The sequence below is a fragment of the Mucilaginibacter sp. McL0603 genome (assembly GCF_049992945.1).
In the GTDB taxonomy this organism is placed as follows: Bacteria; Bacteroidota; Bacteroidia; order Sphingobacteriales; family Sphingobacteriaceae; genus Mucilaginibacter.
This window is the reverse complement of record NZ_CP188251.1, coordinates 2,686,941-2,708,922: the sequence shown is the minus strand read 5'-3', so window position 1 is coordinate 2,708,922 and position 21,982 is coordinate 2,686,941. Positions and strand designations below refer to the sequence as shown.

At 44.3% G+C, this 21,982-nt stretch carries 10 protein-coding genes; all 10 read right to left on the bottom strand.

Annotated features, from left to right (window positions below; translation table 11 throughout):
• Positions 1–31: 31 nt before the first annotated feature.
• On the bottom strand, positions 32–7,870 hold the full coding sequence (locus ACPPVU_RS12680) for a putative Ig domain-containing protein (RefSeq protein ID WP_426672077.1): 7,839 nt from the start codon (positions 7,868–7,870) through the stop codon (positions 32–34).
• Positions 7,871–7,988: 118 nt separating this feature from the next.
• Positions 7,989–14,129, bottom strand: coding sequence for a DUF5977 domain-containing protein (locus tag ACPPVU_RS12675; RefSeq protein WP_426672076.1), 6,141 nt, complete (start codon positions 14,127–14,129; stop codon positions 7,989–7,991).
• 34 nt (positions 14,130–14,163) lie between these two features.
• The gene (locus tag ACPPVU_RS12670) at positions 14,164–14,748 is read right to left on the bottom strand and encodes a hypothetical protein (RefSeq protein ID WP_426672075.1); all 585 of its coding nucleotides are present in this window, start codon (positions 14,746–14,748) and stop codon (positions 14,164–14,166) included.
• A 2-nt stretch (positions 14,749–14,750) separates the two neighbouring features.
• On the bottom strand, positions 14,751–15,332 hold the full coding sequence (locus tag ACPPVU_RS12665) for an OmpH family outer membrane protein (protein ID WP_426672074.1): 582 nt from the start codon (positions 15,330–15,332) through the stop codon (positions 14,751–14,753).
• Between the two features lie 329 nt (positions 15,333–15,661).
• Positions 15,662–16,006 (bottom strand): hypothetical protein, encoded by a 345-nt coding sequence (locus ACPPVU_RS12660; protein WP_426672073.1) that lies wholly within the window; start codon positions 16,004–16,006, stop codon positions 15,662–15,664.
• Between the two features lie 367 nt (positions 16,007–16,373).
• Positions 16,374–16,901 carry a hypothetical protein gene (locus tag ACPPVU_RS12655; RefSeq protein ID WP_426672072.1) on the bottom strand — a complete coding sequence of 176 codons (528 nt, stop codon included), beginning with the start codon at positions 16,899–16,901 and terminating at the stop codon, positions 16,374–16,376.
• 1 nt (position 16,902) lies between these two features.
• On the bottom strand, positions 16,903–18,120 hold the full coding sequence (locus ACPPVU_RS12650; protein ID WP_426672071.1) for a hypothetical protein: 1,218 nt from the start codon (positions 18,118–18,120) through the stop codon (positions 16,903–16,905).
• A complete protein-coding gene (locus ACPPVU_RS12645) occupies positions 18,120–19,919 on the bottom strand; it encodes a type II secretion system protein GspD (protein ID WP_426672070.1) in 1,800 nt (599 codons plus the stop codon). Before ACPPVU_RS12645 ends, ACPPVU_RS12650 begins: the two co-directional genes overlap by 1 nt.
• 138 nt (positions 19,920–20,057) lie before the next feature.
• On the bottom strand, positions 20,058–21,491 hold the full coding sequence (locus ACPPVU_RS12640; protein ID WP_426672069.1) for a GspE/PulE family protein: 1,434 nt from the start codon (positions 21,489–21,491) through the stop codon (positions 20,058–20,060).
• On the bottom strand, positions 21,488–21,967 hold the full coding sequence (locus ACPPVU_RS12635; RefSeq protein WP_426672068.1) for a hypothetical protein: 480 nt from the start codon (positions 21,965–21,967) through the stop codon (positions 21,488–21,490). The genes ACPPVU_RS12640 and ACPPVU_RS12635 overlap by 4 nt, the downstream gene beginning before the upstream one ends.
• Positions 21,968–21,982 lie beyond the last annotated feature (15 nt).

Below are 21,982 nucleotides of genomic sequence, written 5' to 3'. Positions count from 1 at the left end.
TTTTATTATCATTTAATTTGTTAATAATTTTCTAACGTGCTTTGAAGGGGACCAAAATGTTGTCAAGTGATTTGGGCGTAATAGATGGATCTAAAATATAAAACATGAAATTATCTTTCATTTTGGCAGGAAATGTACTTATATTTTCAAATAAATTATGCGAACCAATATTTGCAACGTTACCCAAGAGGATATTGTCTCCAACTGAAAAAGTAAATGCATGACCGTGACCTTCTTTAACTGAATAGTCAAGGGCGGTATAACAATCAGGATTATAATATAGGGCAAAAGAAAGATTACCATCCGCAGCGGCCAATAATGCTGTAGATAAATCCACATTATGTATTGACGAAATATTAAATGCCGCTGTAAACATGTGATTAGCATTCTTATCAAGCAATTTCTTCAATCCCCCAGAATTGTCTGTCGCGGAAATTACCGTTTTCAAAATATTGTCTGTACCAAAATTACAATATGTAGCTTTAGTTTTCTCATCTTTAAGTAACGTGGGATTTGATTCGTTAAGACGTTGCTGTTCTTGAATGGCGGTTTTAATGAATACAGTGTTCTTTTCAATTGTCCCAAACCAAGGATCATAATTGGCTTGAAGTGTATTAAAGCCTCCGAATACATAATGTAAATCCTGACCACTGCCTACCTGATAATATTGTGCAGTAGAACCATCTTCACGATGAACTGTTGTCCCATCCTGATTATGAAAATCGCTTGGCAGTCCTCCGTCCTTATCAAAAGAAGAGACAGGATTATTACCCATGCCATTGTATGGTGAATAACCTACATTCTTCGGATCGGTGGTTAACCATCTGCCGATCTTACCGTCATACATCCTGAGCAGGAAGTTGTTCCACCCCGTAACCGGGTCTTTTTCGGAATAAGCTCCCTGGTAATCATAACGATAGTTTGTTCCGCCGCTCTGGGCAAGACTGCCGTAAGGATAATAGTCATTATAAGTAACGATATCGGCCTGGTCGCTGCTGTTTTTAGTTCTGTTCATCACAGCTCGCACACTGCCTACATTGTCCCGCATTTCATACACATAGTTGCCGCCGCTAATCGTATAGGTACCCAGCCGGCTGCCGCTGCCGTAAAAAGGGATCTCGGCAATGGCCGGGGTTGTCCCGGTATAGATTGCCATTACGTTACCGCTGCCATCATATGTGTACCAGGTTATTCCATTGGCATTGACCGTCTTGATACGGTTGCCGCTTTCATCATAGCTGTAAGTTTCCAGCGCGGTACTCATGGCCTGGTCACTGTATACCCCGGTGACTTTACCCGTTACGTCATATTTGAGATAATAAGTAATATTGGGCGTGCCGGTCAATGTTTCACTTTTTAATTGGCCGATCTCGTTATAGGTATAACTCGCATAAGCGCTGACCTTAGTGGCATCTGTCACACTGTTCAACTGGTTGGTGCCGGCCTGGTAGGCATAGCCGTTATTAAAGTTATCGGTCAACACCCCGTTGCTCCCGGTCCGCTGCAGGCCCATGATGTTCCCGTTCGGGTCATAGCTGATGCCTTTCTCACTGAAGGTATTGTTTGATGTAAAAGAAGGCGTGCCGGTGAAGGTCGGTGTACCCCAGGTAGCGCCCGTCAACTGGTATTTCGGGTCGTAGCTATAGGCGTACATGGCCGGGTTCTGTATAGCCGGCGACCCGGTAACGACCGACGAAGGCTTATTGCTCTGCCAGCTGATCCCGTTCACGTTGCCGTTATAATAGTTTGGCTGACCCGTCGGCACGCTGGTGATATTGCTCCCGCTGCGGGCGTAGTCCCCCGGGAAGTATTCCATCTGCATTCCAAAGGCATCCTTAGCAAAGGTATTGCTCACCCCATCCTGTCCCGGGTCGTTGGTATTGGTGCCGGTTGGGGTATTGACACTTTTTAACCAGCCCTGAGGAGTATATACGTAATCGACGCCCTGCAGGTGATCACCCAATTCCATCCGTTTCAGCGGCCCGTGCAGGTAATAGTAATATGCCGCTTGTTGTACTTTAGTGATGTCATCCCGGCTGGTCTGCACATTTATCAGCCTGCCATCCGCATCATAAGCATAGTAATGGATAAACCTTTCCGACGGCGTATTTCGCTGACATTCTACCCTGATGACATTCCCCTGGTCGTTATAAGTGTAATCTATCGTTTTATATCCCGATAGTCCGACGATTTGTTTTGCCATCCAGGTTATCCTTCCTTGATCATCGTAATTATACCAGGTGGTGCTGCTGGCGTTGCTGGTATAGCTTACTGCACCTTTTAAAAAGCCGGGGTCCTGAATATAACCGGTAAGGCTAAGACCCGGGTCAGGCAGGTCGTAAAAGGTGTTTATCTGCGATTGTTTGGTACCCGTCGATAAACTACTGGTTGTTGCGTCGGTTGCATCCAATAATGTGGTATTTGCTGCTAGTGTGGCAAACGTGCCTATCGGCGCAACGTATTCCCCGGATTCGACTGGGCGACCTATATTGTCGTAATTTGTATAAGAGAGTTTTTCCGAATTACTCTGGCCCGCATTGGATTGGTTGGCCTGGTAGGCATTCTGTGAGAACCGGATCTTGCCATCTGTACGGTAAACATAGTTCGAGGTGCCCCTGTCCGGTGTAGTGGTTGATATTAAACGTCCCTGCAGGTCATAGCTATTAAGGGTGACAAAGGGTAATTTACTGGCGTCAGCGTAACTGCTGTAACCGTTTTGTATCAACGTCTGCACCCCGTTCGGGGCTATACTAGCGATCAGCTGCCCTAACTGGTTATAATAATTATAGTTGATGTCCGAATATTTATTGGTGTAGCTGAGTGTTACATTATTGATTGCCCCCCCGGCTGAAGGGGTGTTGGCTACGACCCGGTAATAGCCCGGTTGCAAAGTATTCCCGCTGGTGAACGCCGTAGTAATATCATTTTCCGCCGTCATGTCATACAAGGTAAAACTCCCTGTGATGTTAACCGGCGAGGGTACTGCAAGTTTAAAGTATTGTACGGAACTGCCCGCTGGTTCGGCGTACTGGGCCTCAGCCTGGTCATAAACCGTCCCTAGCGGGTTTGTGGCGGTTATTGTAAACGGAGAATCAGAGGTGATCAGGAAGGAGCCGTAAGCGGCCGCGTTAAACACATAATTAGTACCGGGACCGGTATATACCTGGCAGGAAATGCAGCCGACAGGGTTTTGCTGGGTGGCCGGGATAGAAGCAGTTACTGTAATATTATTGGGCGTATTAATTGCCAAGCTATTAATGTTGTTGCTCGAAACACCTACTGTAAAACTATATGACGGGGCAGCATTCACCAGGTTGAACGTATTGGTCACAGCGAGCCATCCACTGGCATCTGCCCTGCCCGACATCAAAGTTAGTTTGCCGGAAAGATCGGTCACCGTTAAAACGGAGGTACCATTCTGATCGGTCGCAACCTGTTGCAGCGCCTGCCCTGCCATACTTGCCGGACTGCTTCCTACCGTTGCAACGGGAAAAAACTGGTTTCGTATCGCCAGGTAATTGTTCAGCTCATTTTGTACCGGAAAACTATTGCTGGTGGGTTCATGCCCTGTTCCCATTTTCAGCTGCTCCCCTATCCCTGCTAACCGTTTTGCTGCACCGGTACCATCATGATAGAAATCACTCCGGCTATACGGATACCCGGTAGCAGCTACATAAGGCTCAGAAGTATTGTTATTACTGTAATACCAGCCAAGGCTTCCTGGTTGTGTATTATCTAAGGGGTCCGGATTGTTTAACTTTGCATGAGGTGCCGAAGTATTCGACGGGTCACCGTCAAAGTTCAGATAGCTATAAGGGGTGCCACTGCTGGTCACGAAGTTATTGTTATAAGCAAAGGCGGAGTTACCGGTAGGTGCCGGCAGTGTCGATATTACGGCTCGTCCCTCTAAATCATAGATCGTCTGCGCAGCTAAAACATTTCCGGTCGTTTCGCTTTTTGTTTGTGCCTGAGTCGCCTTTCCATTATTATCAAAAAAGGCTTTTGAAGCGCCAATCTCTACTCCGTTTTCATCGTAAGAACGTGTGTATACCCAATTCTTATCATAATCATTTGCGGGATTAGATGGAGAACTAATAATGAATTTAATAGTAGTTGACCCTATTCCCGCCATATTGTATGCCGTAACGGTATAAGTAATATTAGGGTCAATCATTTGCGTTGGCGTACCACTAATTATACCGGTAGCCGGGTCGAAATTTATGCCTGCAGGTAAGTTTGGACTTACCGTATAGGGCGTTGTGATCACCTTGACTATGTCATTCCCGGCGTCACAGACAAATAAGTTGCCGGTGGAGTCAATTGCCATAGCATCAGGCGTCGCAAAAGAATAATGATTGCCAACACTTTTGGGATTCCCTAAACTATCTACTCCGACAAGTGTACTTACATTCCCTGCCGGAGAAATCCGGCGAACGCTTTTGTTATAGAAATCTGAAACGTAAATGTTCCCCTTTTTATCTGCAGACATTCCAGCCGGGCCGTCAAACCTAGCCGATGCGGCCGGGCCATTGACGAAACCGGGAGTGCCGTTTCCAGCAATGGTGGTGACCACGCCCCCTGGTGTTATTTTACGTACATTGTAGTTATCATCAACATATAAATTACCGGAAGCGTCTATCATGATTTCGTCGGAATATGTGAATTGCGCAGCGGTTCCGGTTCCATCAGCAGTGCCGCTGGTTCCACCAGCGAGCGTGGTTACCACACCTGCCGGTGTGATCTTTCTTATTGCGTAATTAAATTCGTCAGTTACAAATAAGTTTCCGTTTGCATCCACTACGATTCCGACTGGAAAGGAAAAGTGGGCAGCAGAAACCGTTCCGTCTGCGAATCCGATACCATTACCCCCTGCAATGGTGGTCACAACGCCAGCAGGAGTGATTTTGCGAATGGCAACATTACCATAATCGGTCACAAAGATATTACCGGATTTATCTATTGTTAAACCTCCAAACTCGGCAAAACGGGCAGCATCTCCAGTTCCGTCAATAAAACCATATTGAGTAGAATCGTACCCTCCAGCAAGGTGGGTAGTAACGCCGGATGGACTTATCTTATAAATACAGTGATTGGTTTGGTCGGCGACATACAAATCCCCCTGTTTGTCTACCGCTGCAGCTATGGCAAAATTAAAGTCAGACGCAACACCTTCATTATAGGAATTCGGAAGGAGATGGGTATAGGCAACTATAGTAGAATATCCAGTGTAAGGAACCGGATTTCCCGTTACAGTTGGAGTCAAAGGCGTTATAGCTGTGCCTGCTGTGTAGGTGTAACTCGGGCTGCTGTAACTAATTGTCGGCAGTACCTGCGTGGGTGTAAAGGTGACCAGCGTAGTTGAAAATCCATATGCGTTATAAGCCGTCACTGTATCAGTTACTGTTATAAGATTTGCGCCCGGCATTCCGCTGATAATCCCTGTTGTCGGATCAAAGGTTAGGCCTGCCGGAAGCGTGCCACTTAGCTTATAACCTGTCAGCACAATCTTCCTGATACTGCCGTTTCCACTGTCAGCAATGTAACCGGTACCGGTACCATCGATATATAAATCTGCCGGCTGGTTGAATGAGGCAGTTGTACCGGCACCATCAGCCGCGCCTTCCGCTTGCCAAACGTTTCCTGCCACTTCCGAAACGGTTCCGTCCGGCGTAATCTTCCTTATCGCATTATTGTAAAGGTCAGCCACATAAATAATGTTTCCTGAACCCAGTGCGACCCCGGTTATATTATTGAACCTGGCGGCTGTGCCCACGCCATCAGCAAAGTCCCCGGTATTGCCAGACACGTTACTTCCCGCAAAGGTGGTTACTACGCCTGCCGGAGTGATCTTCCGGATCGCGTTGTTCAGGTAATCAGCCACAAATATATTCCCTGATCCGTCCACCTGTACATCTTCCGGCAACTCGAAAGCTGCGGCCGTGCCGGTCCCGTTAGTGTAGCCATAATTATTACCCGCTATGATCGTCATTACTCCCGACGGTGAGATTGATTCGATCTTATTGCCATCCTGCGCCGCAACGATCAGATTACCTGAATGATCAAAGCATAACCCTGCGGGGCCAAAGGAAGTGGCTGTATTGGTATAAAAAGTAGTGACCACAGCGGCAGGGGTAATTTTTCGTATCCGGTTACTGCCATAGTCTGCTACGTAAATATTGCCTGACCCATCGATGGCGAGTCCGTCCGGCTCGTTAAATAACGCCGCCGTACCGGTACCGTCTGTGGTGCCCGCAGTACCGCTCAGACTTCCGGCAAAAGTAGTCACTACTCCCGCCGGGGTAATCTTTCGGATGGCATTATTTCCAAAATCTGCTACATATACATTTCCCGACGCATCCGTAACTGTACCAAAAGGATCGTTAAAGCGGGCTGCCGTGCCGGTGCCATTCACATAGGCCCACACCGGAAAAGTACTGCCTGCCAGCGTAGTTACCTGTCCATAGGTTGTTTGAGGTACCGCTCCCCCTGTATTAGTAGGGCTTATAGAAAAAGATGTACCGGCAGTTAAATTGTTCATTGCCGGATAGGTGATATTTGGTAATACGCTTTGTCCACTTGCGGTAAATGTTACGGTGGCGGTGGAATAGCCACTGGCATTGTAAGCTGTAACAGTATCGGTTTGGGTTGTAATCGTGCCGGTTGGGGTCCCGCTGATTGTTCCTGTAGTCGCATTAAAACTTAGTCCCGATGGCAGGGTGCCTTTTAGCTCATAGCCCGTTAGCACAATCTTCCGAATGCTGCTCCAGTTTTCCGTTACGTATCCTGTGCCTGTATTATCTATAAATATACTTGATGGTGAATTGAAGGAAGCCCCTGAGCCAGTACCATCTATAATGGTAGAAACATGGGTACCCGCAACAAGCGTTACATTTCCGTCGGGAGTGATCTTTCTGATCTCATAATTAGAAAAATCAGCCACATAAATTACCCCACCCGGACCTACTGCAAGCCCCGTCGGGCGATTAAATCTGGCAGCAGTTCCTACTCCATTTACATTCCCCCCCGTATTTTGAAAGACCGTACTTCCCGCGTAGGTTGTCACTACTCCTGCCGGAGTAATCTTCCGTATCGCATTATTGTTATAATCTGCGACATATAAATTGCCGGAGGCGTCAGCTTTCACATCTGCCGGATTGGCAAAAAGTGCTGCCGTTCCTGTGCCATTGGCATAGCCATAATTGTTGCCCGCCACCGTGCTTACCACACCTGAGGGTGTGATTTTTAGGATCTGATTCAGCGCCTGGGCCGCTACGATCACATTGCCCGAACCATCAACACATAACCCTGCCGGACCAAACGAACCTGTCGTGCTGTAAAAGGTACTCACCACTCCCGCGGGCGTGATTTTCCTTATCGCATTGTTGTTGAAGTCGGCAACATACAGATTACCCGAAGCATCGATAGTGATGCCGTCCGGGTCATTAAATAACGCTCCTGTGCCGGTGCCGTTGGTATTGCCCGAAGCCCCGGTGGGGCTCCCTGCAAAAGTCGTCACCACACCCGTAGAATTGATCTTTCGGATCGCATTATTGCCTTTTTCAGCAACATATAAATTGCCCGAGGCATCCCCAGTGATCATCTCCGGAAGGCTGAAGAGCGCCGATGTCCCCGTAGCATTTACATAGCCTGGTGATCCATAGATACTCCCTGCATAGGTTGTCACCTGGCCATAGGTCGTCGCAGGAACCGATCCCCCTGTATTCACCGGGCTGATCGTAAACGACGTCCCCGCCGTTAATACAGCAGATCCGGCACCGTAGGTTATAGTCGGGGCCTGGCCATAAACACTCTTTACCAGGGTGATCAGCATCACCACCACGAGCAGCACTCCTTTTTTGACAAGCTTCATTTGTGATAAGGTTTGGGTAAATATTTTCTTTAAGATCAAGTTGATTACACAAGGATAATTACCTATCTGATACTAACTATTTATATTTTATATGTTTCCACACTACGACTGTCTGTATTTAAAAAACCGTTATATCCATCTGTTCGGTGCTTCCGGAAGATACGTCCACACTATCGAAGATGTGTCGCGGTGCACTAATCGAAGGCCTGTTGCCCAGTGTTATGGTATGAACCACTTCCGGCGAGCCTGTTGGATATATATTAACCGAGTAGACACCCACCGGTACATAAATGGTTTTCGATCCATTGTTCGAAAAATCAAACGTGTAACTTCCCGAAGGATTTGAAAAACTGACCTGATAGCCACTATTTGTAGAATTAAATAATGAAAAACTAATTGTCGGCAGGCACACGCCGCTGGTGTTAGCCACGTTCTGGCCATTTGTATTAATATCATTCATTGCCTGGTTGAGGGCGTCAGCCGGCGATACAGTGGAAGAATATTGTTTAGCATGAACAATATACAGATAAGGCTGAGGGAAATTCGTACCGCAATTCTTGCTGGAGAAAACTTGGCTTACCTCAGGGTTATAATAAACGATCCGGGCATAATTATATACAATTGAGCTTGCTATCGGAACATTCGTTTTTCCTAATACCTCTTTATAGGTTCTTACCAGTCTGCCCGCCGCATCATATTGATAACGAACATAAAGATTATTATTTCCTAAAATATAGGTGAGTTCGCCTGTCTGGTTGTCATACACAAAAGCAGTTGTGGATGCAGATGTGGGCTGGAAACGGAAGTCGTCAAAATATAAAGCTGCAGGTGACGCATTTTTACATCCTATAATCAGAGCGTGAGTGTCGGTACCGGTAAAGACAGACGCAGGGACGGTCATTTCAAGTAAATACCATCCTGCAGCTGTTTTAGCTAATGTCTGGGTTGGCACTACAGCTGTCGCACCATCTACCTGATAATAAAGTTCCGCCTGCGATGCATTTCCAGCAGTCGGCTTTACCCATACTGATGCGGTATAATTTTTCTTCGTAGCAGCTGTTAATGTATAGGCAAACCCATGCATTCCTGAGGGAACGGACAAGCTGTGGGTTCCGGTATGCGATTTTGTAGAATCGGCGACAATGGAATTATGGCCCGGAGAAAGATCACCAGGTGAAACATTACTGCTGAAATACCCCGTGCTTAGCAAGGCATCTTCTGCGCCTGAATAGACTATTTCCTTATATTGGGCAGGGCCACCTGTAACCAGCACCCTGGAGCTGTTATAACCCATTTTGGTTGCAGCATAATTATTATTGATATCGGTTGCCTCCAATGCTGCAGAATAAACATTGTATTGAGTAACCTGTGCAGTTTTCTTCCAGGCGGCGTTGCTACTTCCTCCGGTTGCAAAATATTCCACAAATGAGCTATAAGGCATGACGTTCGAAGTTGAAGTACCGGATGGCATCCAGGAATAATTGGCATCCATTCTCCAAATGTTCGATTGCGTAGTCGCCGGTGCGGCAACGTCATTTGCATCAAGAACGGGTGCTGTATTGCTCCATGTTTGGACAGTGGCCGTGACGACGCCGATTGGTGTATTGGACGCATCTACGGCATAGGTATAATTTGACGATTGTTGTTTGAGCATTTGTTTATGCTGTACGGGGGCATAATTAGCTGGATCATCGTCATGAGTCATTAATCCAAGTGCAGGATACTTCAATGTTGATATACCTCCGTTGGCATAGCCTGCCATATAAGCTGGAGTTCCCACACTAAGAAAGCGATTGCCATAAGAATCTGTAGTCAATGTCTTTGTTATTGCACCGGTAAAGAAGTCAAATTCGAGGTTTGTCTGATTTGTTTGTGTACCGTTTTTATAATCGATCTGCGTTGCACCCGTAGCTATAGAAGGGTACGTTTCCTGGTTGCTCATTACGAGCAGTTCGTCAAATTGACTGCTTGAAGTACTTGAACTGACGTGAGCAGGATCGATGGATGCCCGTGCCGTTGCATATCTTTCCATAAGTACCCCCATATCCCGATAGAACACTCCATGGTAATCTTGCCCACCTGTAAAGGTGGCCAGACGAGGTTCATAAGCCGCTACCTGATTATCGAACGACGTATTATCCAGGTCGTCGTACAAATAATGATTGATCTTTTCGGTTAGCTTGTTACCCTTATCATCGTACATTATTACTCTTTTCAGATTGCCTACCCTGCTGGTATAGTCTTTTATGGCAATATCACGGGCCGAATTTTTGACGATCTTAAGATTACTCCCAGAAGTAGACATATGCCACCAGGTGTTGTTACCATTAGAGGTACCCGAACTATTACTGGTAGGGGCCTCGTAATAATACTCCTTAAGGCCGATCATTTCCGGCTTAAACACTTCATATTGGTATACAGTCATGCCTGCCGAAGGTACGGACGTTCCATTGGGCAGTGTTGTTGAGTTGGTGACCTCAACGGATTCATACAACACTCCGGGTGCAGGCGCTTGCCGGCAAATGTCTGTTAAATAATTAACATGCTTATTCAAAATATATTTATAATCGGCGCTAATGCCCGGCATACTACTAATATCATCCATGATTGTTGGCAAATACGAGGTAACGCCAGAGGAAATAGTTGCGTCATTAAAATGCCCCATCACATTATAATTATAAGTTGTTTGGCGAATATTTCCAGATAAATCATTTACCTTGACATCTTTAACCCGGCTGCCACCGCCATAATTTAAATTGGTTGTAAAATTTGGAATTAAGTTTGCTGTGTTAATATATACTGACGTTGCCGTAAGAGGGTTACCCCACTCATTCACCTGGCCGGTTTCCAGTGAGGAATACAGCGCCGGGTCCAATTGAAGTTTTATATCGTTTCCTATAATGCTGACGATTTTAGTCAGAGGGTAATTGTCGAGATCAATGGCCGGTGCAGTACTCGAACCCGTTTCTACCCCGGTATTGTCGTTCCCGTTACCCGAGATTTGGAAAAATATAGCCCCCGATACGGTGTTTCCACTAACGAATAAGTCTGATAAATTTAAATTTAGCGGTACCGAGGCAATTACGTCGATCGTGCCATCAGCGTTAAGTTTATTACCGGCACCCGGCGTGTTACTTACGATAACAGATGGTATTTTATTTAATACTGACTTCCTGTAGGAATTACTTTCGTAATCGACGGAAATCTGTGTTCCAATACTTGAACTAATTTGTCGCAACGACCAAACGTCAGTGGACAGGCTCGAAACGTAAGTGGTCATACGCGCCAGATTTCTGTTTCCGGGATCAGCTTTATAATCCGATTTGTAACATTGCCAATTATCATAGGCATCAAAGTGGAACGGCGGATTTTTCGTTTTTACCGTGTTCACACGCGTATTAACTGAGGCAGACCCAGGAGAATTATTCAAAAAAAGTACGTTGTAAATAGACCCGTTAGTAGGCGTTGACAATAATGTGCAATAATAAGTCTGACCACCGAATTGAAATGAGATAATGTCCCCCACCTGATAATTGCCAGATATCACTGTCACAGTACCCGTCTGATTCATACCTGCTGTTTCATTCATTGGGCCATAGCTACAGGGGCATCCGTCGCTCATGTTATTTGTAATCGTCGGACCGACAATCGTCCCCTGCTGATTGTCCGGTGCCTGAGAAATCAATACAACACCCTGATTCGCTGCATCGGTCGGGTCCAGATCATATTGAAATTGGGTTGGAGGGATCATTGACGCACCTCCTTTACCTTGAAAGTCGACGGAAAGCAATGTCAGCTTCCCTAACAGTTTTGAAGGAGCTGCTGGTGTGCCGGTATAAGTGTTCGTTCCCAAAGCGTCGTAACTGTTGGGTTCGCCAGGACAGAGCGAGTAATCATGATTAAATGCAATCCGCCTTAAGCAATTTTGCAGTAACAGAGGATTTGCACTTACGTCGAAAGTGTCAATCACCTGATTGCCTGTCGTCACCGTCTGAATACCATCCGGTGTTGAAAAACTCCCACTATATGGGAAAGAAAAATTGTAATTCGTAGTACTTTGGCGTAATGAGTTAACATCAACCGGCAATTGATCATTTTGAAATAAAAGAATATTTTTTAATCTCAACGTCGGTACGGGATAGGCGTTACCAGTAATTGGGTTTTGATATGTCCCTAAACTTGTGCTCCCACCTGCCAGCAGTGTATACACTACGGGTGAATACGTTTGGCTAGGATTATTAAAAAGGGCCATCCCTTTGCTGTCCGCCCGAAGCTCCTTCTCAAAAATTGCGGTATGGGACCTTGTTTCTACTGCATCGAGATAATAAATTTCCTTAACACCGGTTGAGTACGACTGAAACGTGCCGTCCAGATCCGGAGCCATTCCCCGGGAGGGTGTTCGCCAGATGTAGTTACTCGTCCATTTTCCATAATCAAACTTCACCCAATATCCCCAGTCACTTTTATCGATCAGGCCGGGCGTCAAGCCACGCGAGACATAATCAGGTCCGGTTATGGCTGTTAAATACCATGCGTAAGCATAAGGCGCCAACTTACTCAGGTCATTGGAGGAAAAATTCGGACCAGTGTCCACACTTTCCCGATGCGTATTTTCCTTCAGGTTATAAACCGGAAGCGCATAGTGATAGGTTACGCCACTTGCATTGGTAATCATAAAACCGCCTATTTGGTCCGCAGGGCAATTCCCGCGGACGAAGCCACCTTCATCAGGTGCAGTAACAAAGCCTCTTAAGGCGGCCTTCCCACTAAAAATTTCTTTATTTGTGAAATACTCGATATGGTTGGTTCCTTCCAGTCGGTTGCTTAAACCATCATAGCCGTATGAATCTTCCTGGACGTTAGTCGTCTGGTGGCTGCCGGTCACCGGATTAGCGTCAAAACCAAAAATCTGGTCAGATACCCAAGGATGTAGCTGGCGGTAATTGTTTGACAGGTCATTAATAAAACGAAACTGCCATTTTCCGGTTGTCGAGGAATTACTGGAATATCCAAACATCTCGTTGTATACGTCGTTGCTGTGATTATTCGTATTGATCCTGTTTTGATTAAGCAAGACTGATGAAAACTTGTAGGGGCGAATAGAACCTCCGAGTCCCTGGGCCGTTACACTATAATCGTCCATGTTTGGGAATGTTCCGCCAACCTGCGTCAGCGGATCATAGTTACCCGGGTTGCGGTAATCAATGATTGAATAATTATCGTCATCTGTCGAATTCCAATCGTCCTGCGGATACGTATTTGAAATACGATTGTTTATTACACCATTGGCGCTAAAAGCCTGTGTAGTAGCTGACCAATATCTTCTGTAGGTATAGCCAAGGCTAATTGACACTAATGGTGCTATTGGTATGCCGAAACCAAAAGATGCCGAGTAAGAACTTATTTTTCCAGAATTAGGGTCATTTACAGAAGTCGTAGCGCCGCCGCCAGCTGAGAGCGAGGGTTTCATGTCGTCTGTGCTAATGGACGCACCTATCAACGATACCCCCCCCATCGAAAGGCCCCCATCAAAACCAGCCGAGATGCTTTTAAAATTAGTTTGGACCCCAATCCCGCTGCTGGCTGTCAAACCATCTATTCCCAAGTTCTTGGCTACGCCGATGTCAGCTGCTGCATAAGCGTCGCCGTATGGCGAAATGCCCACTTTGATACCGAGGTCAAATGGACTGCGGTTAAAATGTTCCCAAAAGTTATAACTTCCAGTATTCATTCCAAGTCCGGCGTAGGTACCCACCCCGAATCCTCGATAGGTATCCTGTGAAAAGGATAAGCCTGCATTTACTGTAGCCGGCGAATTTGCCAGACCCACGGATACCCCGATATTGAATGAATTAGTAGATCCACCATGCCAATAAGTGAAATTACTCCCGGTTCCGCCGGCCCAATCATCCGGGTAACCATTTACATTTCGTGAAATTGCACCTGTATTTAAAGACCAACCCAGACCGACCCAACTGGCTTCCTCGTTCGGCTGTATGCCGGCATGATAGGAAAGAGACAATGGGTAACTTCCTTCAGGACCAGGAACTTCCAGGAGAGGAATATTATCAGTAAAGCTTCCGTTGATCGGATTAACCATATCCGTCGTATCCACAGGTTCAAAACTGGTCGCTTCAGGCGCCGTCGGTCCTGCCGTCAGCGCGTAGGCGACGCTTGGCGCAAAAATCTGGTTGAGCAAGGTAAATAGCATAAAAAGGGCAGCTGCTCTCTTTATCCTGGTCTTTTTTGTAAAAGGCATAAAGGATAGGTTTTGGTTTTTAAATTGCTAAAGCTTAAAGGTCATCCAAGTTTTGCTTATCAAATTTATAATTCAGGTTGCCGGTTTTTAAGCCGAATTCTTTTATATGAAGCGTTATCAGTTTGCTATTAGTGAATTTGGATTTGTCAAAAATGATCATTAAATGATTGGCCTCTCCCATCCCATAGGTTTGTTCGAACAAGCATTGGTCAGGAAGCACATATTTTCCGTCGTCCGTAACTGCGCTGATATAATCTGACATCCTAAACGCTAACACTTGCACCATTTCACTATAATCTTCAAATGGCAGCTGTCGTAACAATTCCTTGTGATTAGCTGATAAACTAAGAACAAAAAAATACTTGCTTTTGAATTTATTTAGGCTGGCGGAATCATTTTTGGTCCGATGGGTAGCAACCCCTTTGTTAATCGGCTTCCATGGCTTATAATACACAGAAGTCTCAATTTCACCCACCTGTTGCGTCACTTCCAGGTTGTTAGCAGGTTGGCTCAGAAATTTAAACAGATCCGACCTGGACTTTACGCTCTTATGACATGAAACCGAAATAAGCGCAATGCCAAAAAAGACAAGAGTGACCCTTACAGACTTTGATTTCATTTTCATTTTTTGTCAACGGGATATTCCGCATTTAAACCATCAATGACATCCTGGGTAATATCCAATCCGTCGCGTGCATAGGCTATAGTACCGGATTGATTAGCGATAAGAATCATCTTATAATTGTGCTTTTTACCGTATACTGTTAAGTAAGCGTTTATTTGAGTAACAATACTCTGGGTAAGTTTATCGTTTTCCTGTTTAGCATTTTCCTGAATTCCGCGCTGGTATTCTGCTAACTGCCTTTGTTTCTCCTGAATGATCTGCTTTGAAAGATCCTGCTCTTTTTTTGACATGGTAGCAACGCTCTTCTCATACTTCTGGATAGCACCTTTTACCTCGTTGGTTAAAGTATCAATATTACCCTGCCAAACTTTCGATTTAGACTGATACGCCTTTTTTGCCTCTTCAGAACCCTTGTACTCATTGAATATCTTAGCTGAATCGACATAGGCGATTTTATCATTCCTGAAAAGAAAACCGGATAACAAGAACAACACTGCAATGCCCAGCAGCACGTGATAGCTCCATTTAATGTAATTTATTTTCTGTTTTTCGGGTGCCGGAGTATTCATTTTTTGCATGAGTGGTTGATTTATTTTAGTATTATTATTGTATTTATAAAGGCATAGTTCTTCTATGTCCTCTTTTACGTTAGCTAGTTTGAATTCTTAATCTTAATAATTGCCAGTTGATAATAGTTTTGATCCTGCCGAATCGGGACATCTTTGACGATGCAGTCAAAATTTTCGTTTTCAAAAACGTGGATAAGTTCAGGGTTATAATATAATATCACCGGTTACGATCTTTTATTTTTAATATCTCTTCACTGAATTCGATGGCCATTTGTTCTCTAAATGGATGAAACAGATAAAACACATTGCCGAGTGCGGGAAAATTGTGAAATATGTTTTCAGCGTGTATCTCCACTCTCCACATTTTTATATCGCGCAAGATTCCGTTTCGTTTTGTTCGCAACAGCCTCATTTATTTCATAACCAATCATCTTATTTTTCAGGCATTTATAAAGAAGATAATTAAATACCCTTCCTTTGCCACGGCCCACATCAACGATGACAGCATTATCACTAATCTTAAAAAAATCAAAAAATATAAGTTCCAGTTGTTTATAACCCGAACTGACTGTAGTTAAAACCATTTTCATCCCATCAATACTTTCCACCCCACCTCCTGAAAAGGCACGTTGTGTCAAAAGATCGATCCGAAGGTTTTTTATTGAAACAAAAATGCTATTCATGTTAGATATATGTAAAGAGATTCAATGTACGTTTTAAGAAAAGCGAGCTACACCTGCCTCAATTTTCATTAATGCAGTCAGATTAAAACACACCATTTACTTCGGCCACAGCAATACTGAATCGCCTGGATGCAAGCTGATTAATTATGTTTTCAATTAAATGATTGATCCCTGGCCGGGCTTATCAGCCCTATTATTCGGGAGCAGAAACTTTGCTATGATTTTTCATGTGACTAAGGTTTGGTTTTAAATTTATGATTTGAATATACAAAACATATTTAATATACAAAATTAAATTATTGCAACATTTATGTTACATTTATTAATAGTATCATGTTTATTTTATTCGTATTCTATTGAATATTAGTTACTTATTAAAAATTTCAAAATATACACTCAATACTGTTTTCTTCATTTTCTCTGTGCCATCTGCGGGCGTTGACACCTTCAGCGTCGCGGAGCGTATCATACCGATCCCCTTTGCTTGCTCAAGTCTCATCAGGGTCTTCATCAGCGAGAAATAATCTCCTTCGAAACCGAGTCGCTGGATATGAAGATGGCCGTCTGCGGAACCTTGCCCACGTGTCGGAACGTCGGTAAGTTTCACATTTTCATTGCCTGCAATTGCAGCAATCCTGGCCAAAATATTACTGCGAAAATCAGCAGTATCTGCCTTATAGAGGTCGATAATTCTGTCCAGGTTTCGGCTTTTTTTCTGCTCGAAGTCCGGCGTTGCGCTCACATCGCCTGATGCAGCAAGCGTTTTAGCCAGGCTGGTATGCAGGCGCCAGGCTTCGAGGCTCTTTTTGAAGGCTACCTGGTAACAAAAAAGAAATAAAATGATTGCACCAATTGGCAATGCCCATCTTTTTTTTGTTATCAGCAGCTTTTTCATTTTAGTAATTCACTGTAAGAATGAACTGAGCTGTTTTAAGCTCATTGTTATAAGTATAACTATCCATCTGCACAATTTTCACCCAGGACCTGGTTTTAATCCTTGCCATCCATTCATTTACCGGTATAATTTTTTCGGTGGTTCCTGTCAACCGGATCGTCCGGCCGACAAATTCCAGATTTCTTTGACTATGATTTCTGCCTGCATCAATGGGCTCAATACTTACTTCTTTCATTAGTATATCTTCAGGCATTAAAGCCATAAGCTGATCTATAAGAACACTTTTTTTAATATCCTTCTCCCATCCGAGACTATCCAGTAACATTTCCTTATTTTTTATCCCGGCCCGAATATTTGCGGAATTGCTCGTGTCCTGGACAAACCTGCCTGCTTGCAGGGATAATTGCGCATTCGAGCGGGCAAGTGTGGAAAAAATTACAAAGTTGATCAGCAACAGTATAAACAACAATAGGAGAAGGATGATGCCCTGAACCTTTAGCCGGTTTGTAGTTATCTTAGTTTCAAGTTCGTGGTCTAATTCCACAACCTCTGCCCGAATGGGATCCAGGCGATCAACCATCACAAGTTGAAAGGCAGCGGCATATGGCACTATTAGTCGTTCATCTATTGTTTCAGACGAAATTTTATAGGGAAAAGATGCAACGGCGGTTTCATTGAACTGATGATCCAGCCAAATTCCATTTTCGCCACGGGTGATAAGATGCCCGTTGACGATTATGTCCTTGTCGTAAATATTTAACTGAGACAGGATATGTGTTAGGGGGAAAGGGCCGAGGCTGAGTGATAACGGCGTCAATCCCATTTCCTTTAAGCGAGTGATGCAGCGATCTGCGTCCGTTTTCCTGATTATTGAAACGAAGGAGTATTCTCCGGATATAAAGTTCTGGACATAAAAATCATCCAATTTTGCATTAGGCAATATTTTTCCAAAGGAATCCTGATCGATCAGCTCCATTTTATCAACTCTCTTTTCAAGCACACCTTTTCCGGAAAGATTCAAGGAAACAGTCGTTTTTACGGCAACATGTTCCAGAATCTGTTCTATTTTCGTCAGACCAGTCGCCTTTTTTGTGAAATCAAGCTCATTCCTGTTCGCTGAAACAGTGCAAAGGTCAATCCCTGCATTGCCGTCATTACCGAGATGCATACTAATTCCGGCCACGGTGCTTATCCTGTAATAGGGCTCTAACCTGTCCATTAGCGCAAAATGGTTGATTTAATAAACAGGACCGTGGTTACTTTGGAAGCCGTTTTAGTGCGGCTGCTGAATATCCATTTTAAAATGGGTATCCTTGACAAAATGGGGGTACCTGATGTTGTCAGGTCATTTTCTGTACGTTCGATGCCGCCAAGTAAAAGGGTATCTCCATCGTGAACTCTCAAAGTTGATTCGAACTGGCTGATTGACTGTGGCGGAGGCGATCCATCTGTGGGGATCGCCGTAAAGTCGGAAACGTTTACTTTAATATTCAGTGTAACCTGATCGTCCCCTGAAACAACAGGTTTTATGTCAATGGAAAGGTCAGCATCTACGGAGGTGTATGTATTAGTAAATACCGATGTCGAGGTACTTGCCGAAGGATATAAGTTTTGTGTTGTGTTTTTATAGTACAATTTACTGCCTATACTCAATTTAGCCGGGTGCCCGTTAAGAGCGGTCAGTTTGGGTATGGACCTGATATCGACATTATTATTATTTTCCAAAGCCTGCAGGCCCACATAAAAATTGGGTACAACATGCCCAAGGTTGATAGAAGTAAATTTACTTATGCTGCTCAAAAAACTATTGACGGAGGTCGCGCTAAACGTGAAATTTATCCCTGGCAATACGGATCCACCCGTTTTCACGCTATCGGAAACGCCGGCTGTAATACCGGTAGCAACTGTCCTGGACTTATGGAAATCGATCATGGTCACCTCGATCAGCACGACCGGAACCAGTACATCCAATGACTTGATAAAATTTGCGGCCTCGTTGATCTGGGCGATCGAGCCGGAGAGTAAGATGGTGTTTTGCTCCCTGAATTCTTTGATCTCCAGTCCTTTTTTCCATTCGGCGGGGATCATTGCCATAATGGTGTCCAGTGAACGGTTTTGTAAATGAACCTCTTTGTGTGTCCTTAACCCTTCAATAGTTTTGTCGCCAATGAGGTATACCCCGTTTTCTGACTGAAAGGTATAATTGGTTCCCCGAAAAATTAAACCCAGAAAATCGTCGTAGGTAATATCGCTGACATGGATATCTATCGTGCCTTTCAGCTCAGAGTAGATCGAGTAATTTTTGTTAAGCTCCTGGGATGCCTGCTTGACCAAGTTAACGATTGGCGCACTGACAGCATCTGCAGAAATCATTTTTTGCCCTCCAACCATTTTGCTGAAAACCTGTGTCGAACCTGTTGACCCACCTGTAGTAGCAGGGCGAAATGTTTTTCTGACTGCAGTACTCTTGTCACCGTTCACGTATAATTCTTCGTTGTCACTGAGGGGTTGAAAAACATAAAAATTATCGTTTGTTCTGATGACTTTGATCTCATTGGCGAACGCCAATTTGTCCATTGCTGTTTCAAATGGGGCATTGGCAATAAACCCGGATACGCGTTTACCCTGAAGGCCATTCTGTACAATGATGTTTTTACCTGATAGCTGGGTTATTTTTTTTGCGACTGCCGTCAGGGTATCATTATCTAAGGAAAGAGAAAGCAAATTATCCGCAGCGTTATATTTTGCATTAATTTCTTTGACGGGAACTTTTACGAATACAACGGGTTCCTGGTAAGTCGTTACGTAGATGATCGATCCGAGAATGCTGATGTCAAGTTTATACTTTTGCGCCAGGAACAATAAAATATTAGAAGCTGTAACATCGGCGAAAGAATCATTTACTGTGAAATTTAGTTTAGGATCAATACTGATGCTTATTCCGTTGGACGAAGAAATGCCTGATAGATATTGTTGTACGCCGCCGCCCACAATTTGTAACTGAACCTTTTGATTCAACCCTGGAACAGTCTTTGAAAGACTGTCCAACCGTTTTTGCAAAACTTGTATTCGGTTTTGCTGAGCCAGGAGCCTGACCGGGCACCAAAAAAGTATTAAAATGAGAATAATCCGCGTAAATCGATTGCACATAAAGGTTTAGTAGTTAAATAAAAGCGGGTATATTTCTTCAATGGATGTCCTCCCCTCTTCGAACAGCCTAAAGGCATTTTCTGCCAATGTTTGTATTCCGCGGACTTTCAAAAGCGATTGTATGTCCATATTCCCGTTTTTAATTTCAGTGGCAAGTTCCCGATCGACCGGGATCACTTCGTACACGGCCTTTCTTCCTTTATAGCCGGTGTAATAGCATTTTTCGCAACCTTTCGGGATAGCATGTTTGATCACCTTGTTATATGGCTTAAATTGTTTCGGATAAAGATTTTCGTCAAAATCTGCTTCTTGTTTACAATTTGGACAAAGCAGGCGGACGAGCCGCTGAGCAGCAGTTGTATTTAATGTACTGGCCACAAGAAAAGGTGGAATACCCATATCAATCAGCCGGGATACGGTACCCCAGGCAGAATTTGTATGGATAGTAGATAATACCAGGTGACCGGTCAATGCAGCCCTGATCGCCATATTGGCTGTTTCGACATCGCGGATCTCCCCTACCATGATCACATCGGGATCCTGACGTAGAAAGGTCCGCAGTGCAGCGCCGAAAGTGAGTCCTATCGATTCCTTTAGTTGTACCTGATTAATGCCTTCCAGCGTATACTCAACCGGGTCTTCGATCGTAAGTACGTTCCGGGTTTCTTTATTAAGCAATTTCAGTGTAGCATAAAGGGTGGTTGTCTTGCCGGAACCGGTCGGCCCGCTGATAAGCAGAATACCGTTCGGGCGTAAGGCTCCCTGAAGAAAATTATCCAGGTCGAATTTTGAAAAACCGAGATTATTAAGGTCTATATCTGCAGCGTCATTGTTTAATAACCGTAAAACAACTTTTTCACCGTACAGCGTTGGCAAAATGGACACACGTATATCAAACTGCTGGCCATTATGATTAAAATTAATACGACCGTCCTGGGGCAGGCGTTTTTCAGCAATATCCAGGTTAGCTAATATTTTTATTTTGTTGATCAGGCCCGGATATTCCTCCCTTTTCAATAAATAACGTTCAACCATCATCCCGTCTATCCTGATCCTTACCCGGCATTTGCGCTCGTAGCTTTCAACATGTATATCGCTGCTTTTTAAATTCTTGGCTTCACCGATCAGGTTAGCCAGAAAATTGTCAGCATGCAAAGAATCCTGTAATTGCGGCGAACCGTGAGCGGCATTTTCCTTAAGATAATATTTAGAGAGCAGTTTGGCGATCTCACTTTCCTGAACAGGATACAGCTCAACTTTCATACCTAATAACACCTCCAGTTCAGCAGATAATGAAATGTCGTGTGCCTTTGCGGAGCAATAAAGCCACAGACTGTCGGCTGTTCTATTTTTTGGCAAAACCCGATAATGCCAGGCCTGGTCTTTAGTTAACCAGTGGAGATCATCGGTCGCGATCACTATTTCTTCTTGCAGGTTCATTTAGCGATAAGGTTGAGCAATAAATTGTCATCGGTCAGGTTTAAAATCTTTAACCACCAATCACCTATTAAAAGCACCATTAAAAGCATCGCTTGCATTCCGGCAAGTGGTATTTCTTTATCTTTTCTGACGGCGAAAAACTGCCAGATTGCCCAACAAATCAAGGCCACTACCAAGCTTAAGATGTAGAAAATCAGAAAGTTCAGTACCGGCAAATAGACTGTGAGACAAATAAGGAACAATATGTCGCCTAAGCCCAACATTTGATCTAATATGTTTATCAACCGTTTGTTTTTTAATGAAAAATAAGCGGATAACAGTAGAAATTGCAAAATGAGAAACGCGATATTGATCAATGCCGGATGCCAAACAGCGACCAGCTCAATTTGCTGTTTGCATTGCAGCGCCAAAAAAGCCAGTAAGAGAACAGGAAACACAAACCAATACACGGAACGACTTTTAAAGTCCTGAATCATGATGATGAACAACAA